This window comes from Neobacillus drentensis (assembly GCF_036965245.1).
Lineage (GTDB): Bacteria > Bacillota > Bacilli > Bacillales > Cytobacillaceae > Neobacillus > Neobacillus drentensis_G.
This window is the reverse complement of record NZ_JBALPG010000068.1, coordinates 21,806-39,148: the sequence shown is the minus strand read 5'-3', so window position 1 is coordinate 39,148 and position 17,343 is coordinate 21,806. Positions and strand designations below refer to the sequence as shown.

Sequence of the window (17,343 nt, the reverse complement as noted above, 5' to 3'; positions counted from 1 at the left end):
TTTGATTACCTATCAAAAGGTAATTAGTAATAAAAGAAAAACCACACATGAATCGTGATCCATTAAGAAGTCCGATTAAAGAACTTAATAAACTAAAAAAGACAAAAAGCAAACGATTGGACCATTCGTTTGCCTTTTGTCTACACTCTGAATTACTCTGGAACCTATCCAGAGTATTCGATTATTACTCTATATATTAATTTCTTTCATATGAGACTCATCTTCCAAACAGCCACACTTTTTGGAAAGACCATCCCTTATCTTAAATACGGTCTAATCCTACTTGAGACAACATAGCAACACTATTTAAGTAAAGCACCCTGAAAGTAAACCCCTTTTTTTGTTTTGTAGAAAAAAGGTCCGCAAAATTCTTCATGATTATAAGTCAAAAATTTAAGAAATTCATTCATTTTTCCAACGTGAAACGGTTTCTGCTACGAAAACTTCAAATGATTTGGGCTCACGTTGTAGCAATTGCTTTTGGAGTATGAAGTCTTGGTCTGTTCCCAGACAGCCAAAATTTTGGAAACATTCATACATAACACGAAAATCTTGAGCAAGCCATTCTGGCATCATTGTAATAGCATGTTGATACCATTCATCCAGATTATCTCCAATATAACGAACCGTAGTCCCAGTTATACGACTGTAAGTTTCGGCGATTGCTTCCCCTGTTAATACTTCGGATCCATAAATAGGATATTCCTTTCCCTCATATCCGTTGAGAAGGAGTGCATTTGCCGCTGCATAGGCGATATCTTCTACATCGACTCGATTCAATCCAACTGAACCGAGCGGTTGAGGATATATCCTATCCTGAAGTATTGCATCATGAAACAAGTAATCATTCTGAAAGAAATTATTCGGTCGTAATATCGTATAATCCATGCCCGACCTCTTAATCTCCTCTTCAATCCTGATTTTACTTCTTATATGAGGGATGTGTAACATATTTTCATTCATAGGAGCAGATAAGTATACAATTTTGGGTACACCAGCTTTTCTAGCAGCCTTAACAGCTGTTACTCCTTGGATTGTTTCTGTCTTAGCCAAACCGGTTAAGAGAAACGCTGCATCCAATTGATCAAATGTCCTCTCTAGGCTTTCAGGTACCTCCAAATCCCCTTGGATCCATTCCAAGTTCATATTCTTATGCTGATTTTTGCTTTGATCTCTAGTAAGGATACGGACGGATGCTTTGCGATTTAAAAGCTCCGAAACCAGCTGACTGCCTACAGTACCTGTACCTCCGATAACAAGAATATTCATACTTATCACTTAACCTCTTCCGGATTGATTTCTTCTAGTGCTGTTTGCAGCTGTGCCCAGCTTTTTTGATCCAACCGAGACTTCGCTAAACCTAACATACCTTCGTACGCTTCTTTAGGTGCAAATCTTTTCATATCGCTAAACATCTCTAATCGCTCCTGATGACTGATCGCTGGTATCATATAGTGCATAAATATCGACATTGTTTGTGGTGGAATAGAGGAACGAATATTTATTGAGATGACCTTCAATTGGTCATCCGTCAGATTCTCCCATAATGCCTTCATGCCTGGTCCCTCTTCGCTTTGAAGGTGGATAAAGTAATCTGCTGTAAAACTGTTCAGATCTTTACCAATATGCCACCAGATCTTTTGATGCTCTATTGGATTTTGTTCTTTCAATTGTAACTGATCCACTAGTTCAATAAGCTGCTCAAGATAATGTTCTAATGCACCGTGTTCATCCTCCAATTGATGCAATGTCTCAGGTGCAAATTTTTCATATGATTCATTAATATTTGCATCCTCATCTCTCGAATGGGCTTCTAGAATAATTGCTACCCGCCTAAATTCCTCGACAAATGATTTCACTCCCTCGTCATCAGAACTATCAACCGAACCTGCCTGATGGCATAAACCACTTAATGCTAAGCGAATCCCCTTGTGGACTGGAGCATACAGATCAAAACGATTAAACATGTTCAACTCTCCTTTGGTTTTGTTTTATTTAAAAAGCTTTCGATCACCTTGCCTTACTTCACTCCTTGTTCGTAGTATAGTTTCATTATAGAGACGAAAAAGGAAGACGGTAATTATACGGAGGTATATTCAAGCGTATATTTTGGTATCAAAAAATAAAAACACTGAAGACCTTTAGTCTAAAGTGTTAATAATGGATTAATTAGCTCATTAATTTTTTGACCAATTCTGTTTTGCCCTTTAGGTCAAGTTTCTCATAAATACGACTAAGATTCTTTTTTACAGTGATTTCTGATAAGTAAAGCTTCTTGGCTATTTCTAGATTAGACGAACAAGTTCTTGTTAAAAGGGCTATTTCGCGTTCACGGGGAGTTAGTCCTGATAATATTGCATCAAGAGATGAAGCTTCATTATTGTCTTCCGTTGACTGATAAAGATTCTCAACAAACTTCTTCATCTCTTTATCCTCTCTAAAATCGAGCACAAATACCGGTGCAGGAAATTGAAGACCAAAACCAAAATGGGTAGTTCCAGGTATTTCAACATAACCTACCCCTTTGACTGCTTCCTGGTTATATTTCATCGGAGCAGTGTACACCATTATTCCGCCTTTCAAATAGTAGGAAAGATATGTTTGAAAGAACATGAATCTGGCCGCTGAACTGCCATCCTTTGAAAAATCGATCAAATATTGAAACCACCCTGCCGGTGACTCTGGTGGTACATTCAACTTATCCCTCTCCTGTTTAGAAAGGGTGCGGAAATAAGACTGAGTAATCTGGTTTTGTTGCAGAAACTGAAGAGAACCTCTATGAATGGGAATGTATACAAAAATACCCACCGCTTCGTGCTTTTCATTTTTAAGTAACCTGACGACTTCACTTCCCAGTAGAATCACTTCGGAAAGTTTAATCGAAGTAAACCATTTTTCATTTACAGCTTTCGGAATATTATATATATGTCTTTCATTTGTTACTGGATCGTACATCTCTTGGATATAATCTTGATGATTTGAAAGGACATCCTTAAAATACTGTTCTGCTTCCTGTAAATTATCCTTGTTAACCGTTTCAATATAATAGGTTTGATCAATCGCATCATCATAAAACATGGCCCGAAAACCAGGATCCCCTACAATATAGATAAAATCTAAAAGGAAAAGATTTCTTTCTTCTATAGAATGATGTCGAGAGGAAAAAAGACCGTAGTGGTATTTAACGCTTCGCTGCCAGAGCTGATTATAAATATTAGGCTTTTTAAGTCTGAAATCCTGATAGAGAGCTTTTCGGAGAACCTGATGCAAATACCACCCACGTTCACTTTTTCGAACAAAGGAGAGATGGATGAGATTTTCAAACTCCTCGTTGCTTATCTCTTTTCCAAGAATATTCTCGAGAATTTCATGGTTAAATACACGGACCATTGTTACAGCTTCCAACAACTCCATTAATGTAGAATCAGTGATTTCACGCAGCCACTGTCCAGCAATTTCTTTAAAGGTTTCATTCCACATTAGAAATTCTGGTTCTTGTTCCCCCTTCAATCCATCCAATTCATTTAAGCCCATGAAAAGGGATAACGTAAGAGGGTGCCCCTTAGTGATAAAATATGACTTTCTTACAAAGCTATCATTATAGTCCCCAAATATAGATGTATACTGCTTGCATGTTTCATAGTCAAATGGTGACAATGGCATAAATTTAACGAATCTTCTCCAAGCCGGTGACAACACCCAGCCCCCTTTTAAGGGAAAGCGGCCAGACAAAACAATCAATATATTAATGGATAATTCAACTAAAAAGGAATGTCGTAACCAATCATCAAGCTCGTTCATTTCTTCATAGGTATCTATAGCAAAAACTAAACGACCAGTTTGAGCTCGTTTATTGAGTTGTCTCACCGCTTCCTCTAATAACTTGCTCTCACTCCATTCCTCTGGGACTTGTGTATTTAACATAGCGAGCAATCGTAAGGCAAATCCTTGCGGAGTCTTGGTAAAATCTAAGCAATCCAAGAGAAAAAAAGGAATTCCCTCTTGGTCGCAAATTCGCCGAAACTGATCGAGCAAAGAGCTTTTACCAATTCCTCCTGTGCCACTGATATTTAGGATACGTTCTTTATTTTCTTTGTTGTATACGAAATTACGGAAGATAATCAATTCCATTTTTCGCCCGACAAAAAAACTTTCTTCTAATCTTCGAATCTCTTCACCAAAGCTACTCATCATAACCTCCAGTAAGTAATGAATTGATAAGATATACTTCAAGTATACTTAAGGACCTACACAAATCCTATTTTTTCCTATATAGTGATATCATCCATTTCTTAAAAGGGAGTTGAGACTTATGACAAACTACAATCCCTCATTAATTCTTGATCATACTTTAAATCAATTTTATTCCCAACAGGATGATGTCTTAACCTTTATACAATTTTGTCAGGGATTAAATCTTCTGCGAGAAAGGACCTCCCATAACGATTGGGTTCGATTTATTAAAGATATGTATCTCGATCATCCCCTCCGAGATTTTATTATTCAAGAACCTTTTACACAACATGCGCTTTTCAAATCAAAAGACAACGGTGACTCCGTTCTAATGGATTTTATTTATTCAGTTGATGGATTGGTTCAAACTCCGTTTACAGGATATGAAACCGCTCGTGGTAAGAATCTATTTAATAGCCTCATGTCCCTCTCTAGCTGTATAGGAATCCGTAATGCTCGTAATATGATCGAGAGAAAAATAGATTACGTATTATGCCATAAGAAGAATTCCCATTTCTTATCTATTCCCTCCGGCAATCTACGTGAAATTCCAAATAAAAAGTTTGATTCCCAGTTATTTTTAAGTTCAATACATGCTTTGGATTGGGATGAAGATGCCCTGTTTCGTATCAATAAAGAATTTGGGCTTAGAGGCATAAAAACACACCATATCACTTTTATGAATTTCACGAAAATTCTAAAAGCATTTCAACCATTCAACTTTATTTGGTCTAACGGTCTTCTTAACAATGTAAAGGATACTACAGCTGAAGAGCTTATCCAAAATCTTTTCAATTATTTAAAACCAGGTGGAGCGTTTATTCTAACAGGTTTTCACCCCACTCATCTTTTATGTGGATACTTAGAGGTATGCTGCGATTGGTGGCCGGTATATAGAGATGAAAGTCAAATTCTTCGCTTAGTTGAAAAGTTACCAAAGGAAAAGATAGACAACGTGAAGACTTACATGGACCCTACAGGTACAATTGTGTTTTTAGAAATAGTAAAAGCTTCCTAATGATTAGGTAATTGGTATTGTTATAATATATTGTTGATTTACTCTTTGAATTCACTTGATTTAAAAAATACTTTATAAAGGTGGGAAATTGTCCTTTGGACGAGTTAGTTTACTATCAATATTAAAAGAGGATTTTTTTAAGAACCAAATATATAATAAAGTCTATTTCATCTTTTTGATCGGTATCCAGTCAACATGTTTTAATAAAGACAGCGGTTTCGCGATGACAATGCATATACTAATCTTAAGACTCTCCTGCCAAATTTTAAAAATACTTAAAATTGCAATTGACTTGTTATTAATAAGTATTTATAGTGAGTATGTTTATGTCAATTTTTTATAGTTGTTAGAGTAATAACTTCTATAAAAAAAGAGAAAAAGAAGAAAATGACTTTCAATCGAGATTATTACAACTAGAAGGAGCAATTTAGATGCAGCAAAAAATATCGTTTTCTACTTATGTAATCATCGGAACAATGCTTTTCGGAATGTACTTCGGTGCGGGAAATTTGATTTTTCCTATCCAATTAGGACAACTTGCTGGAACAAACTTTTGGCCAGCATTAATTGGATTTTTAGTAACAGCTATTGGCCTGCCCTTTTTAGGAATATTAGCGATTGGTCTTTCCGGAAGTAACGGACTTCGTGATTTAGCCAATAAAGTACATCCGTTTTTTGGTTTAGTCTTTGCAATGGCTCTTTACTTAACAATTGGACCATTTTTCGCCATTCCACGGACAGCAACGGTACCCTTTGTAGTTGGTTTTGAACCGTATATAAATCCAGAATACTCTAACTTATGGCTCGGGCTCTTTAGCTTCGTATTCTTTGCAATTGTTTACTATTTCTCACTTCATCCTGCAAAAGTTATGGACTATATTGGAAAATATTTAACACCGGCGTTTCTAGTCTTTCTGTTTGTTTTAATCGTAACTGCCATAGTCAAGCCAATGGGTCATTTCGGAGAACCTTCAGGGGACTATATTAAGCTACCTTTCATAACAGGTTTTAAAGAGGGCTATAATACAATGGATGCCCTAGCATCACTCGCATTTGGTATTGTTGTCATCAATGCCATTAAGAGACAAGGCATTACTAACACAAAGGAAATAGCCAAAGCAACATGGAAATCAGGTATTTTCGCGATGGCTTTAATGATGCTAATTTACGGACTCATTACTTACATGGGGTCATCGAGCGTATCAGCTATAGGAACATTTGATAATGGCGGCCAGATTTTTGCAGCAGTTGCTCAGCACTACTTTGGATCATTCGGAACGATTTTACTGGCAATAATTATTGTACTTGCTTGTCTAAAAACAAGTATTGGACTTATTACATCTTGTAGTGAATTTTTCCATAATTTATTTCCTAAAATTAGTTATAGATGGTTTGTATTAATACTCTCTTTCGTTTCATTTACTATCGCAAACTTCGGCTTAAACAATATTATTCAATTTGCGGTGCCGGTATTAATGTTACTATATCCGCTAGCAATTGTACTTATTCTATTAACGCTTTGCTCACCACTATTTAGTAATAAACATAGCGTTTATGCAGCTTCCATGTTGCTATCATTCTTTGTAAGTTTTTTCGACGGCTACAGCACATTAGTCGCAAACTTACCTTCTGCAACCGTCCCATTATTCGATTCTATTAAAGCATTCTACATGGATTATCTGCCACTTTACGACATTGGTCTCGGCTGGATTATACCCGCTTTATTTGGAGCAATCATAGGCTGTTTTTGGCCAAAGGGTGATATGAAGAAATATTAGGAGAATATACCAAAAATAACTGTAGAGTGATTGTAAGCATTCTTAAAGCAATAAATGAGGATTAAAATTAAGCTGTACTAATTCAATAAGGAATCGGTACAGCTTATTATAATTGTATAAAAAAGTGATAACTGCTTTCAATGGCACTTCGACATTAATGAAAGAACGGCAAAGGTTTCTCCTCTGCCATTCTCTAAAAAGTTATTTCGAAGCTATTTATTTACAGATTCTTTTCTAACCCAAATGTTGGAAGAACCCCTTCAACTTCAGCATGTGGACGTGGGATGACATGAACTGAAATCAGTTCGCCGACACGCTGAGCAGCAGCTGCTCCAGCGTCAGTTGCTGCCTTTACAGCACCTACGTCACCTCTTACCATTACTGTTACCAGACCCCCGCCAACAAGTTCTTTACCAACCATGTAGACATTTGCTGCTTTCAGCATTGCATCGGCAGCCTCAATAGATCCTACTAAACCTTTTGTCTCAATCATTCCTAATGCATCGTATTTCATTTTTCACACCTCTAAAATTTTTATTTGTGAATTTACTTTCCACCTAGGTTTTACTTTTTACCAATAACTAATCAGCAGCAGTTTATCCTTGAACGTTTAGTGTAAATCACACCGTTACAGGTTCTTTTACTACCCTTACTTGTGGAAGAATACTTTCAACTTCAGCGTGTGGACGTGGGATAACATGAACAGAGATTAGTTCGCCAACCCGTTGAGCTGCAGCTGCTCCAGCATCAGTGGCTGCTTTTACTGCACCTACGTCACCTCTTACCATTACAGTTACCAATCCGCCGCCAACATGTTCTTTACCGACCAAGTTAACATTTGCTGCTTTCACCATTGCATCGGCAGCTTCAACTGCTCCTACTAGACCTTTAGTTTCGATCATTCCTAATGCATCGTATTTCATTTTTCATACCTCCAAAGGTTTTATTTTATTAATCTAATTTTTGTTAATGAATTGACATTCATTGCGTTTGCTTCATCTATATCGATATGGCACTCAAGCGCGGATGCGTCATTTGCCCTTACAGCAACATTATGGAAAATGCCGCCGCGTGGTCCGTTAATTTCAATAGACACGACCTGTCCATCATGAACACCTAGATTCTTGGCATCTTCAGGGTTCATGTGTATATGCCTTTGTGCAACAATCAGGCCTTCCTTAGTTTGAACAGAACCTTTAGGACCAATTATGGTTATTCCCGGTGTTCCCTGTAAATCACCTGAAAGTCTTGGCTCTGTTACCACACCAAGCTTATAGCAATCCCCTTCAAGAATTTCTACCTGTGTTTTACTGCGAACCGGGCCAAGGATTCTAACCTTTTCAATCGCTCCTTTAGGACCGCAAATCGTTACCGTTTCCTTACATGCATACTGTCCAGGCTGCGACAAGTCTTTTAACTTGGCCATTTGATAGCCATCTCCAAACAGGCTGTTTAAATCTTCTTTGGATAAATGAATATGCCGATTAGAAACTCCGACAGGTATTTCATATGTATCCTCTTGCGCTTCTGTTGGAGTGAGATTAGTCTGCAAAGCCTCCATCAAAAGTTTCAGTACCGCTTCATGCTTGTCCAATTAGGCCTACCCCCTCTTCATTGCATACACTAACTCATTGATTAGCTTTAAAAGCTGCTCATTATTAGAGTCGTTGAACTTTGAAGTATTTGAAGAAGAAGTATTTCCACTAGCACAAATTTGATCTTTACAGTGGTTAACTGAAAGTTCAGGATAGTTGAATGTTGGGTCAGCAGAAGCTAATGTACTGCAATCCTTCAATCCGTAAGCAACTCTCTTAATATTTATCAAGTGTATCGGGCTGACATTTTCAGAAACCGAGCTTCCGCCCCATGTTCCGCATCCCAGTGTAAAGGAAGGCATCAGTCCAGTACTTGCTCCGGTACCTCCTTGTGTGCTCCCAGTATTAACTAATATCCTTGCTGCTGGTTTCTTGGCAAACTTCAGTACGATATCTCTATCCTCTGTATGAATGCTCATGCTATGGCCAATGCCGTTTTGTAATAACTTAATACAAAGTTCACATGCTTCTTGCCAATCCTTTACTGTATAAAAAGCAAGTACGGTTGTCAGCTTTTCATATGATAGCGGATATTCAGGTCCGACGCCCTGCTGTTCACCTATTAAAACCTTGGTTTCATCCGGAATAGAAAATCCTGCAGCAGCTGCGATCACCTGTGGTGATCTTCCAACAAACTTAGCATTCATGGCATGACCATTCTTAAACAATAATCTACAGACCTTTGTCGTTTCTTCCAGACTCATAAAATAGCCGCCCTGCTTTTTGAGCTCAGCCACTACCTCATCTCGATTACTTTCTTCTGCAATGATAGATTGCTCCGAAGCACAAATGGTTCCATAATCAAAGGTCTTACTGGCTAAAATATTGGTAACAGCTTGCTTAACATTGGCTGTTTTCTCAATATAGGTCGGACAGTTACCGGCACCAACACCCAAAGCAGGCTTACCTGCACTATAGGAGGCCTTAACCAGACCAGGTCCGCCAGTTGCAATGATCATTTTGACTTCTTTGTTTTTCATCAGCTCATTTGTTGCATTCATGGTAGGCAATGAAATGCATCCAATAATGTTTGCAGGAGCACCGGCTTCTTCGGCAGCCTTATTCATTAGTTCTGCGGCCTTCAATGTACATTTGGCTGCAGATGGATGCGGAGAGAATACAATCGCATTCCGTGACTTAATGGCAATCATTGATTTATAAATAGCGGTTGAGGTTGGATTGGTTGAAGGGATAATCCCCATAATCAAACCAACCGGTTCCGCAATATCCATTACTTTCTCTGCTTCATCTTCTCGAATCACACCAATAGTCTTAATATCCTTAATAGATTCATACAAAATAGTCGAAGCTAAATGATTTTTATATGTCTTGTCCTCCACTTTTCCAAAACCAGTTTCTTCGACTGCCATTTTAGCAAGAAGGACAGCATCTTCTTTAGCGATTTTTACCATATTGCGTAAAATCCTATCAATTTGCTCTTCCGTATATTCAGCAATTTGATCTGCCGCACTTTTCCCTAATTTCGCAAGATCTCTTACTGCTTGTATAGACCTTAAGTCATAATCAAAATTCTCCATTAGCTGATTCCCCCTTTCCTTTTCCTATTCTATTAATCAAGTAATTTATTATTAAAGTGGTTATAGTATTGAGTTAACTCAGCAAGCAACTTTTTCTTATCTGCCTTCGAAATCACTCTTCCAGATATTCCTATCTCCTTATATTCACGTGCTAAATTTCGAAGCTTCGTCACTTTTAGGCTGCCGAGAAACTCTAAGGCTTCTTGTAAACCGTATTCAAGAACAATATAATCAATCGTCTTTTTTTCTATTTCTTCTACACTCATATCCAATGAGATTGTGTTTTTTTCTTCAACAATTATATCCCCAACTACAGCTTCCTCTTCTGGTTCAACTTTAATCGAATCAGTTGTTGGCAAATCCGAATTTCCAAGCTGGTTCACTGATACAATCAACCCTTCCAGCTCCTTATCAGGGCGGGGAATCACATGTTGAGAAATCAGTAATGCACTATTTATTTGTCTCACTGCTCCTGCACCAGCTTCTACAGCTGCTATTACAGCAGATACCTCACCGGTAACAGCGATTGAAACAAGACCTCCCCCTACGTAAGTCTTTTCGATAAGGGTAACCTCTGCCGCCTTAAGCATGGCATCTGCACTTTCAATCGCTACAGTAAGTCCTCTTGTTTCAATTAACCCTAGTGCTTGCATTTTACCACTCCTTAACTAGGCATCATGTCAGACCAGTTGGCTGGATATGTAGTATAAAATACTTTCGCCTTGTCAGGAGAACCCCAAACTACCTTAGAGCCTGACGGAACATAGAGAACATCTCCAGGATATGCAGTAAAGGTTTTTCCATTAATGGTTATTGTCAAAGTACCTTCTATTACATAATCTATTTCCTCATAACACAATTCCCATTCAAAACTAGATTTTTCTATTGTTAAAAATCCAGCGCTCATCGAGGCATCATCTTTGCTAATCAATTCTTGATAGAACACTTTATTATTTGGATTACCTGTATCAAACACATCAAACTTAACTGAATTACCGCGAACTAGTTTTAATCCTCCACTATCGCGTTCATCAAGATATGGAGGCACATGAACGTTATCAAACATTCCTTTTAAAAGTCCTTTATCCACCATTGCCTTAAGGACCGCATAGATCACATTACTGTCGATCTCACCACCGCTGGCTATTACTGGCTCAGGGGATTTTTTTTCAGATATCTGCTCCTCTAACGAAAACTCCATGCCACAAACTTTAGCCGCATCCTTAGCTGCTGGGGTAATAATTGTATTTCTATCAATATAAAATACTTTCTTCCCTTGCTTATCCATATCCTCAACATCTTTCTCGCAAATCAAATTCTTCATATCCTCACCTCCTTTCAGTAATGGTTAAGATTTTTAGAATAGACATGGTATCAGTTTATCGGACGGCGATGGGATTACCTCTGCATTTACAAACAAACCTTTTTCTTCTGCTATTGCCTTTCCCGCTTCAATACTCGTTTGAACTGCAGCCACATCACCAGTAAAGGTAAAGTACGCCTTTCCGCCTATTCCATTTCCCAAACGGAGCTCTAAAGCTTGAACATTGGCCGTCTTAAGAATGGCATCCGCTGCTAAAATCATAGTTGCCATTGAAAAAGATTCCAATATTCCCAACGCCTGAATGCTATCAGGAGTGGTTGAGCCTGTAATGGCGGGAAATACCTCTGGACTTACATTTGGTATAATAATAGAATCCACAAAGTATTCTTCAGCCATCCGTTCACCTATCTTTACTGAATCCTGAACGGCTGCAACGTCACCATGAACAATGGCAATAAACTTCCCAGGGCAGGAGGAACCTGCTGTGACTATTTCTACATCCGAAATCTTTACCATCTGATCTGCCGCGTAGTAACCACGAGCAATACTTGTAAATTCAACCATTCCTATTGCGTTCGACATATCAGTCCCTCCTTACTGCTATAAAAGAATTTCCGATTTCCACTACCGTTCCAGAAATGCTGGCATGTATTGCAGCCCCTAAACTATTTTCAGGTATTTTTCCAATCAACTGTCCAGCGCTGACGTGATCACCCACAGAAACAACTGGAATAGCAGGAGCACCAACATGCTGGCTTTTTGTTATATATACCACCTCTGGTTCCAGGGAAATATTTGTCATTGGAGCCGGTTTATCGAAATTATATAGACCCAATCTAGCTATCAGACGCCTACTAGGAACCAATCGGTATTTACGGCTTTTCCGAGCATGAAATTCTGTCTCCTCCGAATGATATCGAATACCTTTTTCAGCTAATTTCTGTTTTATGTTGATGTTTGCAGCCTTAGGATATAGTCCAATTGGACATGAGAACAACTCACACAAATTACACTGGCTGCATAGATAGGTAATCTTTTGGTCTTCCACATTTTCCAAACTATAGTTCAAAACTCTCATCATCTTATGTGGCTGCATGCTATGACCAAGCAAGTAACGAGGACACATGTCAGTACACATCCGGCACTGCTCGCAGGAGGTTCTATTCACTCTCCTTGCCTGTTCCGGGCTAAGGGTTTTTCTTTTAATCAGGTAATGCTGCCTTTTTAAAATAACTAACCCTTTTGTTTTCTTCGTAACATATCCATCTAACCCACTCATGACAGGCCCCATCATTGGACCGCCATCAATTACGGCATATTCAGCAAAATTCTCAATACCGCTGAGCTTTAACACCTCGATTATAGGTGTTCCCACTGGAACCTTTACGGTCAAGCGCTTAGGTATATCGCCAGCAACAGTGATATATTTTTCCGTGACAGGCATATTTAAGGAAGCTCGATAAATATTTAACGCTGTTTCTGAATTTATCACTACGCAGCCAACCTGAATGGGAATCCCTGCCTCCGGAACCACTCTACCCGTCAGTTCGTACACCAAAACCTGTTCATCACCGGCAGGATAAAAGTCCTCTAGCTCTTTAACCTCTACGAAACTATCAAACTGGAGCGCATCGATCCGATTTTTCAAAATAGAAACTACATCTTTATGTTTTCTCTTAATTCCTATCAGTGCTTTACTTGCGCCTACAAGCCTGCCTGCTGCTTCAAAACCTTTAATGATTTCATCAGGAAATAGCTCCATCAATTGCTGATCCACTCTTAATAGTGGTTCACATTCAGCACCGTTAAGAAGGATATAATCTGCCTTAGCTGCCAGTTTTACATGAGTAGGGAATCCAGCCCCTCCTGCTCCGACTATGCCGGCTTCTTTTACCAAATCTAGAAGACTCAATTTCCATCACCCACATCAATTAAACTTACAATCTTCATCAATGATACCGACAACAACTGCGTCAACCGGAATAGCATCATCGCCAAGCATTTTGCGAGCCGATGAGCCAGTGGTGACAATAACCCTGTCTCCGATACCAGCACTGATAATATCTACAACAACCAGGCGCTGACCCTCATTGCTGCCCCCGATCACTTCTGCCAGCATAAACTTTAATCCGTTAAGTGAGTCTGCTTTTCTTGTTGCCCATACTGTATCAATCAGTTTTGCGGTTATCATTTAAATATACCTTCCTCCGACTTGCGTTTAATCTCATGCATTGCTGCTTCAACAGATGAGGTATCCCCAAAGATAGCAATTAAAATCATATTTTGAGGACAACTGCCTCTAACATCCGCTACCGTGACACCCACTGCCTTTTCAGCAATATCTGCTGCAAAAATCATTTCAATCATTCTGCCCTGTACCAGACCAACAGCATCAATACAATCCATTTTTTTAGTGATACCTGTTCCAATTCGCCGCATTAAGATATCGATCGTACCCTCTGAAGGGGATTTAATTATTCGAAACTCCATATCTACGCCCTGCCTATTCTTTGCCTTGATTCCTGCAGCTAAGTGCTATTCCTAGTGGGGTGACAAACATTGGATTCTTCGGCTTATGAGTGAATATACCTGTCTTCCTTTCGATTATTTCTTCGATACCGTCTAAGCAGCAGGTTCCACCGACCAAAGATATTTCTTTAATGTCAAACCCCTTTATATGCTGGAGAATAATAGAAGAAATCTTTTCTACCACGGGTCTTAATACAGGCAGCAATTCTTTATGGTTCCTGGCATCACGCTTATATTTTTCTGCTTCTGCAAAAGGTATTTTATAAGCACCAGAAATCACCAATGAAAAGTGAGTACCACCTGTAGGCTCATCTACAACATAAACAACTTTTCCATCCTTCAGAATTGAAATACCTGTCGTACCTCCACCTATATCTATTACTGCTCCGTTCTCCATTTTGAGGACTTCATTTGCCGCAGTGGGCTCATCAAGTAAGTAGGTCAGTTCAAACCCGGCAGCCTGGACAACATTTTTTACGGCACCTGAATCCAACGCATCTGTTCCAGGAGGAATTGCAGCCGCTGCATAGATTAATTCAGCTCCCAATTTCTTCTCAAGCTCTTTCTTTAAATCTCTAACAATATTAACCGCACCAATATAATCGACTACCATACCATCACGAACAACATCAGCATAACGATAAGCACCCGCCACTGGCTGTAAATTTTCATCCAAAACGGCTAGAACGACACATGCCGTACCTAAATCAACTCCTGTGTAGTAAATAGAAGATTTACTCACAATAGGATGTTCTATTACCTTTTCAAAATCCCTTACAAGTTGATCACAGTATTGAAAAGTTAACCTTTCCTTTGACATTTTTCCCCTCCAACCGCTGAACAAATTAATTGAGAAAGGCTATTAATAATCTGATTAACCTTGTAAACAATTTCTTCGAACAGCTTTTTCTCTTCTTCACTGCTGCAGCAGAGTTCTCGCAAAACCGGCTCTACTTCCTGAAGTGCGCTGCGAAGCCTATGTAAAATGAGTATTTCTCTACCTTTTTCAAGCTGCATGTGAAAATCTGTTATTTCAAAACAATCTTCTAGAGTATCAGAAAAATTATTCTCATTTATCCCTGTGCATTCACTGCAAGATAAATTTTCGACAGTACCATTGTTCTTCAATGAATTTTTTATACAAGAAAATTGTCTATTTAGTTTAAGCGTAATTTGTGCCAAACAAACATCTCTGCTCAACAGTTCTTCTACAGTTAGAAGAAACAAAGCATCTATAGATTTCAGCATGCTGTAGAGCCTCAACTTTTTCCAATTATTCTTACTCTCAGGTAATTCAGCCGATTTCTTTTTTTTCATGGTGCTTATACCAAAAGCATCATTAAGCATGTTAATCCCGCGATCGGTAAGAAACTGGCGTGCTCCAGGTGTAAGTCTTGCATCTGATTCCAAATTATAAGCAGTAAAAGGTTCTTTTTTATATAAATCCCGCAAATCACCCTCGGTAATAAACTTCATTTTCCTCCCTCATTATCTATACGAATAAAATCTCTTTTAAAGGATCTATGCCTTTACCACTTGGAACACTTACTTTATAGTAAGGATCTGCCACTCCAATCAGCCTCAGTTGTCGGATACATAGGTCCTCATTTTCTGGCATTAAATCACTTTTTGTAATGACTCCAATTACAGGACATCTAAAGACCTTGGCAAAACCAGGTGAATACACATCCTTGCAGTTTGATTGATCCACTAGAATCAATACATGTGATGCATCCTGTACTGCTGAAATTAAATATTTGTACATCCAGGTGTTTTCTATATAAGAACCTGGAACATCGATGGTGTTTTTTCCGTAAATAATGTTTTGTGTCTTTCTTATCGGTCTGTCATCATCATTTAATGCATTGACCAGAGTGGTCTTTCCACAATTTGTTGGCCCAATCACCATGATTCGTTTCTTTCTCATGTTCGTGTAATTGGGGTTGTCACAAAACCCAGCATTTTATTTAATGTTTCATTTACTGCTTCCAGTGCGGTTACGACACTTTGGACATCACCGCTAATCACTACCGATCCTGTAAAACGATCAAGAAATCCAATTTCTACATCTGCCGTCTTTGTCGCAATATCAGCAGCAATAATGGAGGTTTCGTATGGTGTTAAGGTTAGAATCCCAATTGCTCCTTTTTCGTCTATTCCTAACCGTTCATAGATATCCGGCATTGGTGAAGCAATCACATGTGCAATCGTAACTTGTTTTCCAGGTACCGATTCTTGTATGATACGCTCTATCGCTTTTTCATTAAATGCTCCCATAATAATTACCTTTCAATCTATTTTCTTTTCTAAACTTAATGTCAGTGATTGATAACCATAACTGGGAAGTCATATTCCTTAAACCAATTCTCAATCCTTTTCATTTCCTCACTATTCAAGCTTGGATCCCCTGTCAGCGGATATTCTTTTCCTAACTGGTTGTACTTATTTACACCGAACTTATGGTACGGCAGTAAATCAATTCCTTTAAAGTTTTTATAGTCACGGAATGGCAGTAAAAACTGAATAACTCCTTCAATTGCCTCCTGGCTATCATTGATTCCTTTTAATAAAGGCATCCTAATCTTCACGTTATATCTGCGGGTAAGAAGCTCCTTTAGGTTGTTTAATATCAATTCATTACGAACTCCTGTTAGTTCAAAGTGACGCTCCGAATTAATGTGTTTGATATCATAAAGAAACAAATCCACAAACTCCCCAACTCTGAGAACAGATTCTAGTTTTGCATAGCCGCTTGTTTCAATTGCCGTATTAATCCCCTCTTGCTTACAAACCATCAGCAGATTCGCTGCAGCCTCAGGCTGCATTAATACTTCGCCGCCGCCTAACGTAATGCCGCCGCCAGACATTTCATAAAACAATCTATCCTCTTCCACTATCTCAAAAAGCTCAGAAATAGTTTTCATACCACCAACAATTGATAATGCCGACTCCGGACAAATATCAGAACACTTACGGCAGCCAGTACAATCAATGTTACGCGATACTTCATGTTTTGAGGTTTCTTTTAAAATACTGTGGATACCAACCGGGCAGACAGAAACACAGGAACCACAATCTGTACATGCGCTTCTTTTAAACATTACTTGATATTTTCGTTCGAGTCCTTCAGGATTTGCACACCACTTACAACGTAATGGGCATCCTTTAAAAAACACAATTGTTCTTACACCCGGTCCATCGAACATATTATATTTCTGTATGTTGGAAATAAATGCTTTTCTCTCGATTATTCCTTCTTTTGGATTGCCCATACTGTTCAATCTCCTGTGTGATTCAGCGTAATAATTTTAATGATTCTGCTGCTTGT

At 38.6% G+C, this 17,343-nt stretch carries 20 protein-coding genes; 2 read left to right on the top strand and 18 right to left on the bottom strand.

Annotated elements, in window-relative coordinates; translation table 11 throughout:
* Positions 1–402: 402 nt before the first annotated feature.
* The 3 genes from V7150_RS15405 to V7150_RS15395 form a co-directional block, all read right to left on the bottom strand.
* The gene (locus V7150_RS15405) at positions 403–1,269 is read right to left on the bottom strand and encodes an SDR family oxidoreductase (protein ID WP_335519947.1); all 867 of its coding nucleotides are present in this window, start codon (positions 1,267–1,269) and stop codon (positions 403–405) included.
* 5 nt (positions 1,270–1,274) lie between these two features.
* Positions 1,275–1,967 (bottom strand): hemerythrin domain-containing protein, encoded by a 693-nt coding sequence (locus V7150_RS15400; protein WP_335519938.1) that lies wholly within the window; start codon positions 1,965–1,967, stop codon positions 1,275–1,277.
* Positions 1,968–2,169: 202 nt separating this feature from the next.
* A complete protein-coding gene (locus tag V7150_RS15395) occupies positions 2,170–4,191 on the bottom strand; it encodes a LuxR family transcriptional regulator (RefSeq protein ID WP_335519935.1) in 2,022 nt (673 codons plus the stop codon).
* A gap of 121 nt (positions 4,192–4,312) precedes the next feature.
* On the opposite strand from V7150_RS15395, the gene V7150_RS15390 reads away from it, so the two are divergent.
* Complete coding sequence (locus V7150_RS15390) at positions 4,313–5,251, top strand: class I SAM-dependent methyltransferase (protein ID WP_335519932.1); 939 nt, start codon at positions 4,313–4,315, stop codon at positions 5,249–5,251.
* Between the two features lie 431 nt (positions 5,252–5,682).
* On the top strand, positions 5,683–7,029 hold the full coding sequence (gene brnQ, locus V7150_RS15385) for a branched-chain amino acid transport system II carrier protein (protein WP_335519929.1): 1,347 nt from the start codon (positions 5,683–5,685) through the stop codon (positions 7,027–7,029).
* 220 nt (positions 7,030–7,249) lie between these two features.
* On the opposite strand, the gene eutM (V7150_RS15380) is transcribed toward brnQ, so the two are convergent.
* The 15 genes from eutM (V7150_RS15380) to cutD form a co-directional block, all read right to left on the bottom strand.
* On the bottom strand, positions 7,250–7,543 hold the full coding sequence (gene eutM, locus V7150_RS15380) for an ethanolamine utilization microcompartment protein EutM (protein WP_335519925.1): 294 nt from the start codon (positions 7,541–7,543) through the stop codon (positions 7,250–7,252).
* 106 nt (positions 7,544–7,649) lie between these two features.
* Entirely contained in the window at positions 7,650–7,952 is a 303-nt protein-coding gene (eutM, locus tag V7150_RS15375; RefSeq protein ID WP_335519923.1) for an ethanolamine utilization microcompartment protein EutM, read from the bottom strand.
* A gap of 20 nt (positions 7,953–7,972) precedes the next feature.
* Complete coding sequence (locus V7150_RS15370) at positions 7,973–8,590, bottom strand: phosphate propanoyltransferase (RefSeq protein WP_335519944.1); 618 nt, start codon at positions 8,588–8,590, stop codon at positions 7,973–7,975.
* Positions 8,591–8,629: 39 nt separating this feature from the next.
* Complete coding sequence (locus V7150_RS15365; protein ID WP_335519920.1) at positions 8,630–10,162, bottom strand: acetaldehyde dehydrogenase (acetylating); 1,533 nt, start codon at positions 10,160–10,162, stop codon at positions 8,630–8,632.
* A gap of 32 nt (positions 10,163–10,194) precedes the next feature.
* Complete coding sequence (locus V7150_RS15360; protein ID WP_335519917.1) at positions 10,195–10,815, bottom strand: BMC domain-containing protein; 621 nt, start codon at positions 10,813–10,815, stop codon at positions 10,195–10,197.
* An 11-nt stretch (positions 10,816–10,826) separates the two neighbouring features.
* A complete protein-coding gene (locus tag V7150_RS15355; RefSeq protein ID WP_335519915.1) occupies positions 10,827–11,486 on the bottom strand; it encodes a cupin domain-containing protein in 660 nt (219 codons plus the stop codon).
* 33 nt (positions 11,487–11,519) lie between these two features.
* On the bottom strand, positions 11,520–12,068 hold the full coding sequence (locus V7150_RS15350; protein ID WP_335519912.1) for a BMC domain-containing protein: 549 nt from the start codon (positions 12,066–12,068) through the stop codon (positions 11,520–11,522).
* Between the two features lies 1 nt (position 12,069).
* A complete protein-coding gene (locus V7150_RS15340; protein WP_420490298.1) occupies positions 12,070–13,398 on the bottom strand; it encodes a 4Fe-4S dicluster domain-containing protein in 1,329 nt (442 codons plus the stop codon).
* A gap of 15 nt (positions 13,399–13,413) precedes the next feature.
* On the bottom strand, positions 13,414–13,677 hold the full coding sequence (locus V7150_RS15335) for a EutN/CcmL family microcompartment protein (RefSeq protein ID WP_335519911.1): 264 nt from the start codon (positions 13,675–13,677) through the stop codon (positions 13,414–13,416).
* Positions 13,674–13,976, bottom strand: coding sequence for a BMC domain-containing protein (locus tag V7150_RS15330; protein WP_335519908.1), 303 nt, complete (start codon positions 13,974–13,976; stop codon positions 13,674–13,676). The genes V7150_RS15335 and V7150_RS15330 overlap by 4 nt, the downstream gene beginning before the upstream one ends.
* 13 nt (positions 13,977–13,989) lie before the next feature.
* On the bottom strand, positions 13,990–14,835 hold the full coding sequence (gene eutJ, locus V7150_RS15325; protein WP_335519906.1) for an ethanolamine utilization protein EutJ: 846 nt from the start codon (positions 14,833–14,835) through the stop codon (positions 13,990–13,992).
* Positions 14,817–15,491, bottom strand: a complete 675-nt coding sequence (locus V7150_RS15320; protein WP_335519903.1) for a cobalamin adenosyltransferase — start codon at positions 15,489–15,491, stop codon at positions 14,817–14,819. Before V7150_RS15320 ends, eutJ begins: the two co-directional genes overlap by 19 nt.
* A gap of 16 nt (positions 15,492–15,507) precedes the next feature.
* Positions 15,508–15,942: a EutP/PduV family microcompartment system protein gene (locus V7150_RS15315; protein ID WP_335519900.1), complete on the bottom strand. Its 435-nt coding sequence runs from the start codon at positions 15,940–15,942 to the stop codon at positions 15,508–15,510.
* The gene (locus tag V7150_RS15310; RefSeq protein ID WP_335519898.1) at positions 15,939–16,292 is read right to left on the bottom strand and encodes a BMC domain-containing protein; all 354 of its coding nucleotides are present in this window, start codon (positions 16,290–16,292) and stop codon (positions 15,939–15,941) included. Before V7150_RS15310 ends, V7150_RS15315 begins: the two co-directional genes overlap by 4 nt.
* Positions 16,293–16,333: 41 nt before the next feature.
* Positions 16,334–17,287, bottom strand: a complete 954-nt coding sequence (cutD, locus tag V7150_RS15305) for a choline TMA-lyase-activating enzyme (RefSeq protein ID WP_335519895.1) — start codon at positions 17,285–17,287, stop codon at positions 16,334–16,336.
* Positions 17,288–17,343: the final 56 nt, after the last annotated feature.